Source organism: Streptomyces sp. NBC_01288, from assembly GCF_035982055.1.
In the GTDB taxonomy this organism is placed as follows: Bacteria; Actinomycetota; Actinomycetes; order Streptomycetales; family Streptomycetaceae; genus Streptomyces.
The window spans coordinates 3,774,406-3,789,499 of the sequence record NZ_CP108427.1; the positions used below are offsets into that span (position 1 = coordinate 3,774,406).

The 15,094-nt window shown below is 69.9% G+C and carries 15 protein-coding genes; 8 read left to right on the plus strand and 7 right to left on the minus strand.

Translation table 11 applies throughout. From position 1 onward, the window contains the following. Positions 1-66 precede the first annotated feature (66 nt). A complete protein-coding gene (gene ychF / locus OG194_RS16295; protein ID WP_327401569.1) occupies positions 67-1,155 on the minus strand; it encodes a redox-regulated ATPase YchF in 1,089 nt (362 codons plus the stop codon). 200 nt (positions 1,156-1,355) lie between these two features. Here ychF and OG194_RS16300 point away from each other — a divergent pair, with 200 nt between their 5' ends. After that, a complete protein-coding gene (locus OG194_RS16300; protein ID WP_327401570.1) occupies positions 1,356-1,931 on the plus strand; it encodes a DUF6542 domain-containing protein in 576 nt (191 codons plus the stop codon). Positions 1,932-2,547: 616 nt separating this feature from the next. Here the strand turns inward: OG194_RS16300 and ppgK are convergent. Beyond that, positions 2,548-3,294 (minus strand): polyphosphate--glucose phosphotransferase, encoded by a 747-nt coding sequence (gene ppgK, locus OG194_RS16305; RefSeq protein ID WP_327401571.1) that lies wholly within the window; start codon positions 3,292-3,294, stop codon positions 2,548-2,550. Positions 3,295-3,323: 29 nt separating this feature from the next. Further along, positions 3,324-4,349 (minus strand): 4-hydroxy-3-methylbut-2-enyl diphosphate reductase, encoded by a 1,026-nt coding sequence (locus OG194_RS16310; RefSeq protein WP_327401572.1) that lies wholly within the window; start codon positions 4,347-4,349, stop codon positions 3,324-3,326. A gap of 99 nt (positions 4,350-4,448) precedes the next feature. Here OG194_RS16310 and OG194_RS16315 point away from each other — a divergent pair, with 99 nt between their 5' ends. The 3 genes from OG194_RS16315 to OG194_RS16325 all read left to right on the plus strand — a co-directional run bounded on the left by OG194_RS16315 (position 4,449) and on the right by OG194_RS16325 (position 7,420). Then, complete coding sequence (locus OG194_RS16315; protein ID WP_327401573.1) at positions 4,449-5,831, plus strand: APC family permease; 1,383 nt, start codon at positions 4,449-4,451, stop codon at positions 5,829-5,831. A gap of 93 nt (positions 5,832-5,924) precedes the next feature. Next, entirely contained in the window at positions 5,925-7,133 is a 1,209-nt protein-coding gene (gene xseA / locus OG194_RS16320) for an exodeoxyribonuclease VII large subunit (protein WP_327401574.1), read from the plus strand. Positions 7,134-7,177: 44 nt separating this feature from the next. Next, the gene (locus OG194_RS16325) at positions 7,178-7,420 is read left to right on the plus strand and encodes an exodeoxyribonuclease VII small subunit (protein ID WP_327401575.1); all 243 of its coding nucleotides are present in this window, start codon (positions 7,178-7,180) and stop codon (positions 7,418-7,420) included. Positions 7,421-7,989: 569 nt separating this feature from the next. Here OG194_RS16325 and OG194_RS16330 read toward each other — a convergent pair. Continuing rightward, complete coding sequence (locus OG194_RS16330; protein WP_327401576.1) at positions 7,990-8,190, minus strand: hypothetical protein; 201 nt, start codon at positions 8,188-8,190, stop codon at positions 7,990-7,992. A 514-nt stretch (positions 8,191-8,704) separates the two neighbouring features. Between OG194_RS16330 and OG194_RS16335 the strand changes: the two genes are divergently transcribed. After that, positions 8,705-9,295 (plus strand): malonic semialdehyde reductase, encoded by a 591-nt coding sequence (locus OG194_RS16335; RefSeq protein ID WP_327401577.1) that lies wholly within the window; start codon positions 8,705-8,707, stop codon positions 9,293-9,295. Between the two features lie 105 nt (positions 9,296-9,400). Here the strand turns inward: OG194_RS16335 and OG194_RS16340 are convergent, their stop codons facing one another. Further along, positions 9,401-9,922: a DUF4245 domain-containing protein gene (locus OG194_RS16340; RefSeq protein ID WP_327401578.1), complete on the minus strand. Its 522-nt coding sequence runs from the start codon at positions 9,920-9,922 to the stop codon at positions 9,401-9,403. 126 nt (positions 9,923-10,048) lie between these two features. On the opposite strand from OG194_RS16340, the gene glpX reads away from it, so the two are divergent. Continuing rightward, entirely contained in the window at positions 10,049-11,083 is a 1,035-nt protein-coding gene (gene glpX, locus OG194_RS16345; protein ID WP_033286599.1) for a class II fructose-bisphosphatase, read from the plus strand. 94 nt (positions 11,084-11,177) lie between these two features. Here the strand turns inward: glpX and OG194_RS16350 are convergent, their stop codons facing one another. Together OG194_RS16350 and OG194_RS16355 are read right to left on the minus strand one after the other, a co-directional pair. Then, entirely contained in the window at positions 11,178-11,552 is a 375-nt protein-coding gene (locus OG194_RS16350) for a WhiB family transcriptional regulator (RefSeq protein WP_026150672.1), read from the minus strand. A gap of 173 nt (positions 11,553-11,725) precedes the next feature. Continuing rightward, positions 11,726-12,442: a DUF1707 SHOCT-like domain-containing protein gene (locus OG194_RS16355; protein ID WP_327401579.1), complete on the minus strand. Its 717-nt coding sequence runs from the start codon at positions 12,440-12,442 to the stop codon at positions 11,726-11,728. Between the two features lie 183 nt (positions 12,443-12,625). Between OG194_RS16355 and OG194_RS16360 the strand changes: the two genes are divergently transcribed. Beyond that, on the plus strand, positions 12,626-14,296 hold the full coding sequence (locus OG194_RS16360) for a fumarate hydratase (RefSeq protein ID WP_327401580.1): 1,671 nt from the start codon (positions 12,626-12,628) through the stop codon (positions 14,294-14,296). 331 nt (positions 14,297-14,627) lie between these two features. Next, positions 14,628-14,987, plus strand: coding sequence for an SH3 domain-containing protein (locus OG194_RS16365; protein ID WP_327401581.1), 360 nt, complete (start codon positions 14,628-14,630; stop codon positions 14,985-14,987). The last annotated feature ends 107 nt before the right edge of the window (positions 14,988-15,094 follow it).

Below are 15,094 nucleotides of genomic sequence, written 5' to 3' on the forward strand. Positions count from 1 at the left end.
CGACAGAGCCCGGCCCTTTCCGAAGCGCACGCTTGACCCAATGGCTCACATGCAGAGAACGAACGATCACACGTTGAAGCGGAACTCCACGACATCCCCGTCCTGCATCACGTAGTCCTTGCCCTCCATACGCGCCTTCCCCTTGGCCCGTGCCTCCGCGACCGACCCCGTCTCCACCAGGTCGGCGAAGGAGATGACCTCCGCCTTGATGAAGCCCTTCTGGAAGTCGGTGTGGATGACGCCTGCGGCCTCGGGGGCGGTGGCGCCCTTCTTGATGGTCCAGGCGCGGGATTCCTTGGGGCCAGCCGTGAGGTAGGTCTGGAGGCCGAGGGTGTCGAAGCCGACGCGGGCCAGGGTCGTCATGCCGGGCTCCTCGACGCCGACCGACTCCAGGAGCTCCATCGCCTCCTCCTCGTCGAGCTCGGCGAGGTCCGCCTCCAGCTTGGCGTTGAGGAAGATCGCCTCGGCGGGGGCGACCAGGGCGCGCTGTTCGGTCTTGAAGTCCTCGTCCACCAGCTCGTCCTCGTCGACGTTGAAGACGTAGAGGAAGGGCTTGGTCGTCAGCAGGTGCAGGTCGTGGAGGAGTTCCTCGTTGCCGGAGCCCTGGACGATGCCCTGCGAGAAGAGGGTGTCGCCCTTCTCCAGGATCTCCTGCGCCGCCTCGACCGCCGCGACCTTCGGGCCGATGTCCTTCTTGATGCGCGACTCGCGCTGGAGGCGCGGGAGGACCTTCTCGATGGTCTGCAGGTCGGCGAGGATCAGCTCGGTGTTGATGGTCTCGATGTCGTCCTTCGGCGAGACCTTGCCGTCGACGTGGACGACGTTCTCGTCCTTGAAGGCGCGGATGACCTGGCAGATCGCGTCGGACTCACGGATGTTCGCGAGGAACTTGTTGCCCAGCCCCTCACCCTCCGACGCGCCCTTCACGATGCCCGCGATGTCGACGAAGTCGACCGTCGCCGGGAGGATCTTCTGGGAGGAGAAGATCTCGGCCAGTTTCGTCAGGCGCGCGTCGGGGACGCCGACCACGCCGACGTTCGGCTCGATCGTGGCGAACGGGTAGTTGGCCGCCAGCACGTCGTTCTTGGTCAGGGCGTTGAACAGGGTCGACTTGCCGACATTCGGCAGACCGACGATTCCGATCGTGAGCGACACGTTGCGACTTCCCGTACGTGAGTGGCGTGAGAGCAGTGGAGGGGACCGGCTGAGGCTGCGGAGACCGGGCCCCGGGGCCGATCCACCAGTCTACGGCGTGAGCCGCGCCCTCCCGGCTTCGCGTCGAACACGTGGCCAAGCTCTGCTCATCGGCGTGTCTGAGGACCTATTCGGCACATAAACCGACCTAAGTTGGTCCAGTGGAGCAACACAGGACACGACCCCCACAGCCCGGCGCAAGACGCGGGGCCCCGCCCCTGCCCCCGCAGGCGGGCCGGGGCCCGAACGGCGGCCCGGCCCGCACGACCCGCCCGGGCCCGCAGGCACGCGGCACCGCACAGCGCCGTCCGGCCGCCGTACGACGCCCGGGTCCCGCGGCGGCCGAGACGGTACGTCAGTTGCCCAATCCCCGGCTCACCGGGCTCGGCGGCGGGCTGTTCTGCGCGGCCGTGATGTTCGTGCTCGGGTGTATCGACCAGTTCCTGTTCGGGGCCTCGCTGACCGTGTACGGCGTGCTGTTCGTGCCGGTGTGCGTGCTCACCGCGGTCTGGATCCGGCGCGGCGACCTGCTGACCGCGCCGGTCGTCGTACCGATCGCCTTCGCCGTCGGCCTCTTCCCGGTGGCCGACGGCAGCGGCGGCCTCGGCAACCGCCTGATGGGCCTGTTCACCGGACTCGCCACGCAGGCCGGCTGGCTGTACGGGGGGACGCTCGTCGCGGGGCTCATCGCGACCGTCCGCAGGGTTCGGCTGCTGAGACGTCGCCGACGGGCGTGACTCCCCCGGGCACGGGCGGCCGCAAAACTGACCCCGGGGCGAATCCGGGTCCTGTCCCAGGGGCCAGATCAGGGGCCGGGGTCGGGGCCAGGACCGGGGCCAGGGCCAGGGTCGGGGCCAGGGCCGGGGTCGGGGCCAGGACCGGGGCCAGGGCCAGGGTCGGGGCCAGGGTCGGGGCCGGGGTCGGGGCCGGGGTCGGGGCCGGGGCCGGGACCGGGACCGGGACCAGGGCCGGAATCGAAGTCGGGCCAGGTCGGGGACCGAGGTCAAGGTCGGCCCAGGACCAGTCCTGAAGCCACCGGACCTTGAGCCGGTCGCAGGGTCGGTTCCGGGGCCGGAGACGCAGCCGCGGAGCATTCCCCGTCGACCGAGCCGTCCGCCGGGCCCGTACAAGCCCGTCCGAACCCGCGCGCTCGGCGACCGGCGCCGCCGCCCCTTCGCACAGGGCGCGGCGGACTTCCTCCATAGTCACCTGTCACCTGTCTCAGGCCCCCGCCTCGCGGCCGACGCCCACCGAGACCCGCGCCCCCGCACCGATCAGCCGCCGCCGAGCCACCAGCTCCACCGACGCCGACCAGCTCCGCCGAAAGCCAGCCCTACTGACCGCTGGCCACCCCTAGTCATCCCCCGCCGCATGCATCGCCGCCCCCACGATCCCCGCGTTGTTCTGCAACTGCGCCGGGACGATCTCGGCCTTGATGTCCTCGATGAAGTGCAGGAACTTGTCGGCCTTGCGGCTGACTCCGCCGCCGATGATGAACAGCTCGGGCGAGAACAGCATCTCGACATGGGCGAGGTACTTCTGGACGCGGTGGGCCCAGTGCTCCCACGTCAGCTCGCCGTCCTCCTTGGCCTTGCTGGAGGCCTTCTTCTCGGCGTCGTGGCCGTTCAGTTCGAGGTGGCCCAGCTCTGTGTTCGGGACCAGGACGCCGTTGACGAAGAGGGCGCTGCCGATGCCCGTGCCGAAGGTCAGCAGGATGACCGTGCCCTTGCGGCCCTGGCCGGCGCCGAAGTGCATCTCGGCGACGCCCGCCGCGTCCGCGTCGTTGACGACGGTCACCGGGAGGCCGCCCAGCCTGTCGCTGAACAGCGCGCCCGCGTCCGTGTCGATCCAGCTCTTGTCGACGTTCGCCGCCGTACGGATCGTGGCCCCGCCGGTGACCACACCTGGAAACGTGAGCCCGACCGGTCCCGTCCAGCCGAAGTGGTCGACGACTTCCTTCACGCCGTCGGCCACTCCGTCCGGTGTCGCCGGGTGCGGGGTCAGCACCTTGCACCGCTCTTCCGTCAGTTCGCCCTTGTCCAGGTCCACAGGGGCGCCCTTGATCCCGGATCCACCGATGTCCACGCCGAAGATCTGCATGGATCCACGCTACGACGAACGACTGACAGTCACTGCCCGGAGGGTGCCGTACGGTCGGAACCCGTGCGCTCGGCGACCAGTGCGGCCGCCTCTTCGCGCAGGTCACGGCGGAGTTCCTTGGGCAGCGAGAACGTGATGGACTCCTCGGCCGCCTTGACCAGTTCGACGTCCTCGAAGCCGCGCCCGGACAGCCACTCCAACACCTGTTCGACCAGGACCTCCGGTACAGAGGCGCCCGAGGTGACGCCGACCGTGGTCACGCCCTCCAGCCAGGCCTCCTCGATCTCGTCGGCGAAGTCCACCAGGTAGGCGGCGCGGGCGCCGGCCAGCTTGGCGACCTCGACGAGCCGTACGGAGTTGGAGGAGTTCTTCGAGCCGACCACGATCACCAGCTCGGCCTCCTCGCCCATCTGCTTCACGGCGAGCTGGCGGTTCTGGGTGGCGTAGCAGATGTCGTCGCTGGGCGGGGAGATGAGCTGCGGGAACTTCTCCTTCAGGGCGTCGACCGTCTCCATGGTCTCGTCGACCGAGAGGGTGGTCTGGGACAGCCATACGACCCTGGACGGGTCCCGCACCTCGACCTTGGAGACGTCGGACGGGCCGTCGACCAGGGTGATGTGGTCGGGGGCCTCTCCGGAGGTGCCGATGACCTCCTCGTGGCCCTCGTGGCCGATGAGCAGGATGTCGAAGTCGTCGTTCGCGAAACGGACGGCTTCCTTGTGGACCTTGGTCACCAGGGGGCAGGTCGCGTCGATGGTGGCGAGGCGGCCCTGCTTGGCCTCGTCGTGGACGACGGGCGCGACGCCGTGCGCGGAGAACATCACGATGTTCCCCTCGGGGACCTCCTCGGTCCGCTCGACGAAGACGGCGCCCTTCTTCTCCAGGGTCTGGACGACGTACTTGTTGTGCACGATCTCGTGCCGGACATAGATCGGAGCCCCGTACTGCTCAAGGGCTTTCTCGACGGCGATCACGGCGCGGTCCACACCCGCGCAGTAGCCCCGGGGGGCGGCGAGCAGGACACGGCGGCCAGACGAAGCAGTCATGCGTCCCATCGTAAGGCCGCGCTCGACGGGTCAAAGATCGCGTCCTTGGGGAGACTGGCCGTGGAGTGGGAGGGGTGGGGGCCGGGCACGACGTACGGGAGACGCGAGATGGCGGACAGGGACAGCGGTACGGCCACGGACTCGGAGTCCGCGGCCGGCGACGGGCCCCAGCTGCGGCGCAGCCTCGGTTTCCGGGATCTCGTCGTCTACGGGCTGCTGTTCATCGCCCCCATGGCGCCGGTCGGCGTGTTCGGCACCCTGGACGCCAAGTCGCACGGTGCCGTCGCGCTGGTCTACATCGTGGCCACGGTCGCGATGGCGTTCACGGCGTTCAGCTACGCGCAGATGGTGCGGGTCGTCCCTCAGGCGGGCTCGGTGTTCGCCTACGCGCGCGTGGGGCTCGGCAGGGAGGCCGGGTTCATCGCCGGCTGGATGGCGATGCTGGACTACATCCTGATCCCCGCCGTCGCCTACCTCTTCTCCGGGATCGCCATGAACGCGCTGGTCCCGGACGTCTCCCGCTGGGTGTGGACCGCGCTGGCGGTCGTCATCACGACCTGCCTCAACCTCTGGGGTGTGCGTGCGGCGGCCCGCGTGGGCTTCCTCGTCCTCGCGATGGAGATCGTCGTCCTCGTCATCTTCATCGTGTCGGCGATCGTCGTCCTCGCGCGCGACGGCGCCGAACGGGGCTGGCTTTCGCCACTGTCCGGGGACGGCACGCAGGGCGCGTTCGCGCTGTCGGCGGTGATCGGCGCGGTCTCGGTGGCCGTCCTGTCGTACCTGGGCTTCGACGCGGTGGCCACCTTCGCGGAGGAGGTCACCGGCGGCTCCGAGAAGGTCGCCAGGGCACTGCTGTTCTGCCTCGCCCTGGCCGGCGTGCTGTTCATCGCCCAGACGTACCTGGTCGCCCTCCTGGAGCCGACGACATCCGCACAGCTGGCCGCGGACGCCGGAAAGCAGGGATCGGCGTTCTACGACGCCGTCGACGTCTCCGTCGGCAACTGGCTGCACAACCTGGTCGCCGTCAGCAAGGCGATCGGCGCGGCGTTCGCGGCCCTGGCCGGCCAGGCGGCAGCGGGCCGCCTGGTGTTCGCGATGGCCCGCGACCGACGCCTGCCCCGCGCCCTCTCGAAGACCGACGACGGTGTACCGCGGGTCGCCCTGCTCTCCACGGCGGTCATCACCCTGATCGCCGCGGTCTGGGCGGCCCGCCGCGACGACGGCCTCGACCACCTCGTCTCGGTCGTCGACATCGGCGCCCTCACCGCCTTCACGCTGCTGCACGCGAGCGTGGTGGGCTGGTTCGCGGTACGGCGACGGGGCGGCCCCGTGGTGTGGTGGCGGCACGTGCTGGTGCCGGTGCTGGGGGCCGCGATCACGATCGCGGTGATCGTGGAGGCCTCCGGGACCGCGCAGGTGGTGGGCGCGATCTGGCTGGCGGTGGGGTTGGCGGTGCTCGCGGTGCAGTCGCGCGCGGCGATCCGGCGGTAGACACCGGGCGTGAGTGGGGGGGCGGGCGTCTACAAGGGGCTGGGCTCCCGCACCTCGACCCCGTTGTCACAGGTGGCCGTTACTCTCGGGCGCATGGCTCTCAACAACGCTCCGGACGCGCCACTCCCCGTCGGTGAGGTCTCCCGGCTGATCGGCGGGTGGATCGACCGGCTCGGTGCGGTGTGGGTCGAGGGGCAGATCACCCAGTTGTCGCGGCGGCCCGGTGCCGGTGTCGTGTTTCTGACGTTGCGTGACCCGTCGTACGACATCTCGGTGAGCGTGACGTGCTTCCGGCAGGTGTTCGACGAGGTCGCCGATGTCGTCAGCGAGGGCGCGCGGGTGGTCGTACTGGCGAAGCCCGAGTGGTACGCGCCGCGGGGGCAGTTGTCGTTGCGGGCCACCGAGATAAGGCCGGTGGGGGTGGGTGAACTCCTCGCGCGGCTTGAGCAGTTGAAGAAGTCGCTGGCCGCTGAGGGGCTGTTCGCGGCGGACCGGAAGAAGCCGTTGCCGTTCCTGCCGCAGCTGATCGGGCTGGTCTGCGGGCGGGCCTCGGCGGCCGAGCGGGACGTCCTGGAGAACGCGCGGCATCGCTGGCCCGCGGTCCGTTTCGAGGTGCGCAACGTGCCCGTGCAGGGCGTGCACGCCGTGCCGCAGGTCGTGCAGGCGGTGAAGGAGCTGGACGCGCTCGACGGTGTGGACGTGATCATCGTGGCGCGGGGCGGCGGCAGTGTGGAGGACCTGCTGCCGTTCTCCGACGAGCAGCTCGTACGGGCCGTGTCGGCCTGTCGTACGCCCGTGGTGTCCGCGATCGGGCACGAACCCGACAACCCCCTCCTGGACTACGTCGCCGACCTGCGCGCCTCCACCCCCACCGACGCCGCGAAGAAGGTCGTACCGGACGTCGGCGAGGAGTACGAGCGCGTACGGCAACTGCGCGACCGGGCCCGGCGGTGTGTCGTGGCGTTCGTGGACCGGGAGGAACGCGGGCTGGCGCAGGCCTTGTCCCGGCCGTCGATACAGGATCCGCACCGGATGATCGACGAACGCGCGGATCATGTCGCCGCCCTCCTCGACCGCGGCCGGCGCACCCTCGGCCACCTCCTGGACCGCGCCGACTCGGAACTGACCCACACGCACGCGCGCGTGGTCGCCCTCTCCCCCGCGGCCACCCTGAAGCGGGGATACGCGGTGCTGCAACGGGCCGACGGCCATGTCATCCGGGACCCTGAGGAGGCAACGGCGGACGAGGTGCTCCGCGCGCGGGTCGCCGAGGGCGAGTTCACGGTTCGGGTCGAGGCGTAGTTCCTGTTCGCGGCGTAGTTCCTGTTGATGCATAGGGTGGGCGGATGACCAGCAAGGTGACGGAAGAGTCGCTCGGGTACGAGCAGGCACGCGACGAACTGATCGAGGTCGTACGGCGCCTGGAGGCGGGCGGCACGACCCTGGAGGAGTCCCTCGCGCTCTGGGAGCGCGGCGAGGAACTGTCCAAGGTCTGCCGCCGCTGGCTGGACGGGGCGAGGGCCCGGCTGGACGCGGCGTTGGCGGAGGAAGAGGACGAGGGCGCGGCCGGGGAAGCGGACGGCGAGTAGCGAGAGCGGACGCCTTGCGGCGGGCGGCTCGCGCGACTGGCGGGTAGCGGCTGACGGCTGACGGGCAGCGGCTGACGGCTGACGGCTGACGGGCAGCGGATCGCACGTAGCGGCAGCTGGCAGCGGACACCGGACAGCAAGCCGCAGCGGCCGCCAGCCGGCCCAGCGACGGCGAACGGTCGGCAACGGCCGGCAGCCGACGACTGTCAGGGGATGGCGAAAACAACCGCCAACAACCCACGGCGGACGGCGAGTAGCGCCTACTGACAGCGAGTAGCAGCTGCCACCAACTGTCAGCGACGGCGCCGCGCCGGCAGCGGCCGGCAGCCGAGGGCTGGCAGCCGATGGCGAGCCGCAACAGCCGACAGTCAGCGAGGACCGCACGTAGCGCCCGCTGGCAGCAGACGGCAAGCCGCGGCGGCCGCCAATGGGCAGCGCCAGCGCGGAGCCAGCAGCGCCCGGCGGCCGAGGACTGCCAGCGGACGGCGAGCGACAACAGCCGACACCCGCAGCGGACGACAGGCAGCACCCGCCTGCGGACGACAGCGAGTAGCAGCGGCCGACAGCCGTCAGCGACGCCGAACGGCCAGCGGCCAGCGGGCCAGCGGCCAGCGGGCCAGCGGCCAGCGGGCCAGCGGCCAGCGGGCCAGCGGCCAGCGGGCCAGCGGCCAGCGGGCCAGCGGCCAGCGGGCCAGCGGCCAGCGGGCCAGCGGCCAGCGGGCCAGCGGCCAGCGGGCCAGCGGCCAGCGGGCCAGCGGCCAGCGGGCCAAAGCAGCCGACAGTCGGCAGCGGACGGCACGTAGCGCCGACTCGCAGCCGACAGCGAGTCACAGCAGCCGACAGCTGTCAGCGTCGGCGGACAGTTGGCGACGGCTGGCAGCCGATGGCGAGTATCGACAGCCGACAACCCGCTGCGGACGGCGAACAGCGCACGTCGGCAGCGGCCAGCGAGTCGCGGCGGCCGGTGGTTGGCAGCGTCGGCGATCAGTCGGCAACTACTGGCGGCGGACGGCGAGTTACGGCAGTCGGCGGGGAACAGCCAGCCGCGTCCGCAGACCACCGTCAGTGACGGCGGGCGGCCGATGCCTGGCGCCGCCCGCTGCCGACCACTCACCGGAAACAGCCGCCCCCTGCAAGACGCCCCCGCTGCGTTTCCCTGTGATGCGGATCACCCTGCCCCAGTTTTGGTTGAACGTTGAACCTCGCATCGCGTACGGTCGGTCTCGTCAGCCTATCCGGACCACGGTCCGGTTCCGGTTTCCGGCTATCCGAGGAAGTTCTCGTATGTCTCTCGTTCTTGACCCCGCTGCCCAGGACCTGCTGTTCCGCGAGGCCCGCACCGCGAACACGTTCACCGACGAGCCGGTGACGGACGAGCAGGTGCAGGCGATCTACGACCTGGTCAAGTACGGCCCGACCTCCATGAACCAGTCGCCGCTGCGCATCACCCTGGTCCGTTCCCCCGAGGCCCGCGAGCGCCTGGTGCAGCACCTCGCCGAGGGCAACCAGAAGAAGACCGCCGCCGCCCCGCTGGTCGCGATCCTCTCCGCGGACAACGAGTTCCACGAGGAGCTCCCGAACCTGTTCCCGCACTTCCCGCAGGCCAAGGACGCCGTCTTCGGCGAGCGCTCGGTCCGCGAGGGCAACGCCGCGCTGAACGCCGCCCTCCAGGCCGCGTACTTCATCATCGGCATCCGCGCCGCCGGCCTCGCCGCCGGCCCGATGACCGGTCTCGACTTCGCGGGCGTCCAGAAGGAGTTCCTGGACGGCGACCACACCCCGTTCGTCGTCATCAACATCGGCAAGCCGGGCCCGGACGCCTGGTTCCCGCGCTCCCCGCGCCTGGCCTACGACGAGGTCGTCACCACCGTCTGAGACGGATGACCCCCTGATGACATGACGAAGGCCCCCGGCACCAAAGATGTGCCGGGGGCCTTCCTCGTACGTCCCGTACGTCCCGTACGTATCGATCCCGTCCGTCTACTTCGTCCGCAGCGCCTTCGCCATATCCGTCAGCTGCGCGAACGACCCCGTGCCCGCCACCACCGTCGTCGACCCCTTGCCCGCGAGCACGAGCGCGTCGTAGCGGCCGCCGGTGTAGCGGGTCCACGTGCGGCCGTCGATGTTCTGGGTCGTCTTCGTCGCGGCGCCGCCCTGGCTGGCGGTGTCGACGAAGTCGGCCGGCTTCTGAGTCGACTGTTCTATCTGCACGTACTGTCCGCCAGGGGCACTGAATCCGAGGTGCCAGGCGTCGAACGCGGCGCCGTCGTAGCTGACCGAGGTCGCCTTCCAGGTCTTCGACAGGCCCTCCGGGGCCGCCACCGGGTACGGCGCCGCGCGGCGGGCCGTGAGCAGCTCCACGCGGTAGTCGACCCGCTTGATGTCGGGAGCGTGGTCGCTGTGCGGGATGAAGATGTAGACGATCGCCGCCGCGATCCCGATCAGGCCCAGGGAGAGAATCATGTCCCGGACCGTCTTCTGCTTGCCGTTCGAACCTGCCACGTCCCTATCGTCGCAGGTGCCCTGGTCCGCTCATCCGTGGGCCCCCCTGCTCATTTTGTCTGCCTGGCGATAGAGTCGGGGCCATACCCTCATCCGGCCGTCGTCGTATCAGAAAGGTGCGCTCCGATGACCGAGCATCATCATCTGCCGTCCGAACTCGAAGTCCCCTCCGAGGCCCCCGACCGCAACCTCGCCCTGGAACTCGTCCGGGTGACCGAAGCCGCCGCGATGGCCGCGGGCCGCTGGGTCGGGCGCGGTGACAAGAACGGCGCCGACGGTGCCGCCGTGCGTGCCATGCGGACCCTCGTCTCCACCGTCTCGATGAACGGCGTCGTCGTCATCGGCGAGGGCGAGAAGGACGAGGCGCCGATGCTCTTCAACGGCGAGCGCGTCGGTGACGGCACCGGGCCGGAGTGCGACATCGCCGTCGACCCGATCGACGGGACCACGCTCAACGCCAAGGGCATGCCCAACGCGATCGCGGTGCTGGCCGCCGCGGACCGGGGTTCGATGTTCGACCCGTCCGCCGTGTTCTACATGGACAAGCTCGTCGCCGGGCCCGAGGCGGCCGAGTTCGTCGACATCGAGGCCCCGATCTCGGTAAACGTCCGCCGGGTCGCCAAGGCCAAGCGGGTCACGCCCGAGGACGTCACCGTCGTCGTCCTGGACCGGCCGCGGCACGACGGCATCATCAAGGAGATCCGGGAGACCGGTGCGCGGATCAAGCTGATCTCCGACGGGGATGTCGCGGGGTCGATCCTGGCGCTGCGCGAAGGCACCGGCGTGGATCTGCTGCTCGGTATCGGTGGCACCCCGGAGGGCATCATCTCCGCCTGTGCCGTGAAGTGCCTGGGGGGTGTGATCCAGGGCAAGTTGTGGCCGAAGGACGATGCCGAGCGGCAGCGGGCGCTGGACGCGGGGCACGATCTGGACCGGGTGCTCACCACCGATGACCTGGTGTCGGGGGAGAACGTGTTCTTCGTCGCCACCGGGATCACGGACGGGGAGCTGCTGCGGGGTGTTCGGTATCGGGCGGAGACCGCGACGACCGACTCGATCGTGATGCGGTCGAAGTCCGGGACCGTCAGGCGAATCGATTCGGAGCACCGGTTGAGCAAGCTGCGGGCGTACAGCGCGATTGACTTTGATCGGGCCAAGTAGCCACGACGTAGCGGCAACGAAGCCACGACCACACGGTCGTACGTGAAAGGGGCGCCCCCGGTGCGGTGGGGGCGCCCCTTTCTACGTCGGTCGGTCAGCCTGCCGCTGCTATGCGGCCTGCCGCTCGCGCCTTCTGGAGTTCCAGGTCGCGGCGGCGGCGCCTGGCCAGGACCACGCGGCGTTCGGCGGCGGTGAGGCCGCCCCAGACGCCGTAGGGCTCGGGTTGCAGGAGTGCGTGCTCCCGGCACTCGACCATGACCGGACAGCGGGCGCAGACGCGCTTCGCAGCGTCCTCGCGGGAGAGTCGGGCGGCGGTGGGTTCCTTGGAGGGTGCGAAGAACAGGCCTGCCTCGTCGCGCCGGCACACCGCTTCGGTGTGCCAGGGAGCGTCTTGGTCCCTGTCTCGCGCAGGCACCCGCTGAGCCGGAACAGCAGCTACCTGCAGGGACGAATGCGGCGGTTGCAGCACGGTCTACTCCTGACGACGGCTTCGCGAGCGAGAGACGATGCAGCAAGGCCTACCCGCTGTGCGCGCGCCTATGCACTGAGTTCCGAACCGCTGGTTTTCGGGCGCTTCTGCGCGATGTCAGGGCCGTACGGGCGTGGACCGATCAGCTCCACATGTGTCCCGATTCACAACCGTCAACGGTCCAGGTGTTTGCGCAAATTCTTGTCGACCTTGCGCTGAACCCGATCGAGAATGTCCGCAACGAGCTTGCCCCGCTTGGGTTTTGCCTCGATGTTTCCGAGTACGGCCCACCCGTCGACGAAGACCACGGGCGCGTCCGGCTCCAGTGAATCCAGCGTGTCCACCTCGAAGTTGCCGAGGACGCCGCCGCCGGTGCCGCGCAGCGACACGTTCTCCGGGACGCGGATCTCGACGTTGCCGAAGACCGAGACCGCCTTGATGACGACCTGCTGGTACTCGAAGATCGCCTCGCTGAGGTCGATCTCGATGCTGCCGAACACGGCGTACGCGTGCATGCGGCGGCCCGCGCGCCAGCGGCCCTTGCGCATCGCGGCGCTGAACACCGCCACCACGTGCTCGTCGGCCTCGGCCGGGATCGCGCCCTCCGTCGGACGGTTCGGAGCGGGGCTGTACGACGGGGTCGTCGCCCGGCGCCCGTGCGCGACCGGCAGATCCTGGATGAAGACCTCCAGCTCGCCGACCGTCTTGGCGCTCAGCACCCCCTCGACCCGCTCGGCGTGCTCGTCCGCGTCCAGGCGCCCCTCGGCCAGGGCCTCGCGCAGGATGTCGGCGATGCGGTCACGGTCGGCGTCCGAGGCGCGCAGCTGGGTCGCGGCGGGCGCGGGCTGCGGGGCCGTGGGCGCGGATGCGGGCTGCTTCTGAAGGTCCACGGCAGCAGCGTACCGAAACGCGATAGATCGCGACTAGGGGTGTGGACAACGTTGGCGTGGCGGCGAACGCCCGGAGCAACTGAGCCTTACCTCACAAGCTCGCTGTCAGTGGCAGGTTCTACGCTGGTGACGCCTGCCAATGGCGGCCGGCCGTGCTGTCTGTCGAGTGAGGAATGGGCGACAATGCCTGAGTTCGCGTACACCGATCTGCTCCCCATGGGAGAGGACACCACCCCGTACCGGCTGGTGACCTCCGAGGGTGTCTCCACCTTCGAGGCCGACGGGCGGACGTTCCTCAAGGTCGAGCCCGGGGCGCTGCGCAAGCTCGCCGCCGAGGCGATCCACGACATCCAGCACTACCTGCGGCCCGCCCACCTCGCGCAGCTGCGCCGGATCATCGACGACCCCGAGGCGTCGAACAACGACAAGTTCGTGGCGCTGGATCTGCTGAAGAACGCGAACATCGCCGCCGCCGGTGTGCTGCCCATGTGCCAGGACACCGGTACCGCGATCGTCATGGGGAAGCGGGGACAGAACGTCCTCACCGAAGGTGAGGACGAGTCCGCCCTGTCGCGCGGCATCTACGACGCCTACCTCAACCTCAATCTGCGGTACTCGCAGATGGCCCCGCTGACCATGTGGGACGAGAAGAACACCGGGTCGAACCTGCCCGCCCAGGTCGAGCTGTACGCGACCGACGGCGGCGCCTACAAGTTCCTGTTCATGGCGAAGGGCGGCGGCTCGGCCAACAAGTCGTTCCTCTACCAGGAGACGAAGGCGGTCCTCAACGAGGGCTCCATGATGAAGTTCCTTGAGGAGAAGATCCGTTCGCTGGGGACGGCCGCCTGCCCGCCGTACCACCTGGCGATCGTGGTCGGCGGTACGAGCGCCGAGTACGCGCTGAAGACCGCGAAGTACGCCTCCGCGCACTACTTGGACGAGATCCCGGCCGAGGGTTCGGAGTTGGGGCACGGGTTCCGTGACAAGGACCTGGAGCAGAAGGTCTTCGAGCTGACGCAGCGGATCGGGATCGGGGCGCAGTTCGGCGGCAAGTACTTCTGCCACGACGTGCGGGTGGTGCGGCTGCCCCGACACGGCGCCTCGTGCCCCGTCGCCATCGCCGTGTCCTGTTCCGCCGACCGGCAGGCCGTCGCGAAGATCACCGCCGAGGGCGTGTTCCTGGAGCAGCTGGAGACCGACCCGGCGCGGTTCCTGCCGGAGACGACCGACGAGCATCTCGACTCCGGCGAGGAGGACGTGGTGCGGATCGACCTCAACCAGCCCATGGACGACATCCTCGCCGAGCTGACCAAGTACCCGGTGAAGACCCGGCTCTCGCTCTCCGGGCCGCTCGTCGTGGCGCGTGACATCGCGCACGCCAAGATCAAGGAGCGGCTGGACGCGGGCGAGGAGATGCCGCAGTACCTGAAGGACCACCCGGTGTACTACGCGGGGCCCGCGAAGACTCCCGAGGGGTACGCGTCCGGGTCCTTCGGGCCTACGACCGCCGGGCGCATGGACTCGTACGTCGAGCAGTTCCAGGCGGCGGGCGGTTCCAAGGTGATGCTGGCCAAGGGGAACCGGAGCAAACAGGTCACCGACGCGTGTGACGCGCACGGTGGCTTCTACCTCGGGTCGATCGGCGGGCCGGCCGCTCGGCTCGCCCAGGACTGCATCAAGAAGGTCGAGGTCGTCGAGTACGAGGAGCTCGGCATGGAGGCGGTCTGGAGGATCGAGGTGGAGGACTTCCCGGCGTTCGTCGTGGTCGACGACAAGGGCAACGACTTCTTCCAGAACCCGGCGCCGGAGCCTACGTTCACGCATATTCCGGTGCGGGGGCCCGGGCTGGCGTAGGGCCCGCGGCGGAGCCGCTGATGGATGCGGCTCGCCCCCGCCGCCCCTACCCGTCCCATCACCAGGGGCGCTGCCCCTTCCACCCCGCCAGGGGGCTCCGCCCCCTGGACCCCCATCGGCCCTGAAGGGGCCTCGTCCTCAACCGCCGGACGGGCTGATCGATGCCGTCCCGGGACGCGCAAGACCCGCCCGCCCCGCCTCCCTCACCTCCTCCACCGTCCCATTTCGTCCCAGGGACACCCGGGACGGCATCTTCGCCCGGTTTGCCGGAAAAGCTCCGAACCGACTGGACCACACCCCGTGGTCCTCGGTCGACTCGGAGGAACCCCCCATGATCCGACGCACTCTGCGCAACGGTCTCGTCGCCGCGATCGCAGCCGTCGCCGTCTTCCCCGTGACAGCCGTCGCCGCCCCGGCCGCCCACCCGACGAACCCCGCCCGGCACCACGTCACCGCCCATGCCTGGGGCCGGGTCACGACCCACCACTACCGGCACCTGAACGTCCGCTCCGGCCCCGGCACCGGCTACCGGGTCGTCGGTACGCGGCCGGTCGGGCGGGCGCTGCCCATCGTCTGCAAGACGCGCGGGTCGGACGTCTTCGGCAACCACCGCTGGTACAAGCTCCCGCACCACGAGGGCTACGTCTCCGCGCACTACGTCCACAACCACAGCGCCGTCCGCTGGTGCTGACCCTCGACTGACCCGCGGCGCCACCCGACGGGACAGCCCCATGCGTCCCGTCGGGTGGCGCCAGGTCAACACCCCTTCATATTCCGGTGATCGGGGTGTGGCACGCG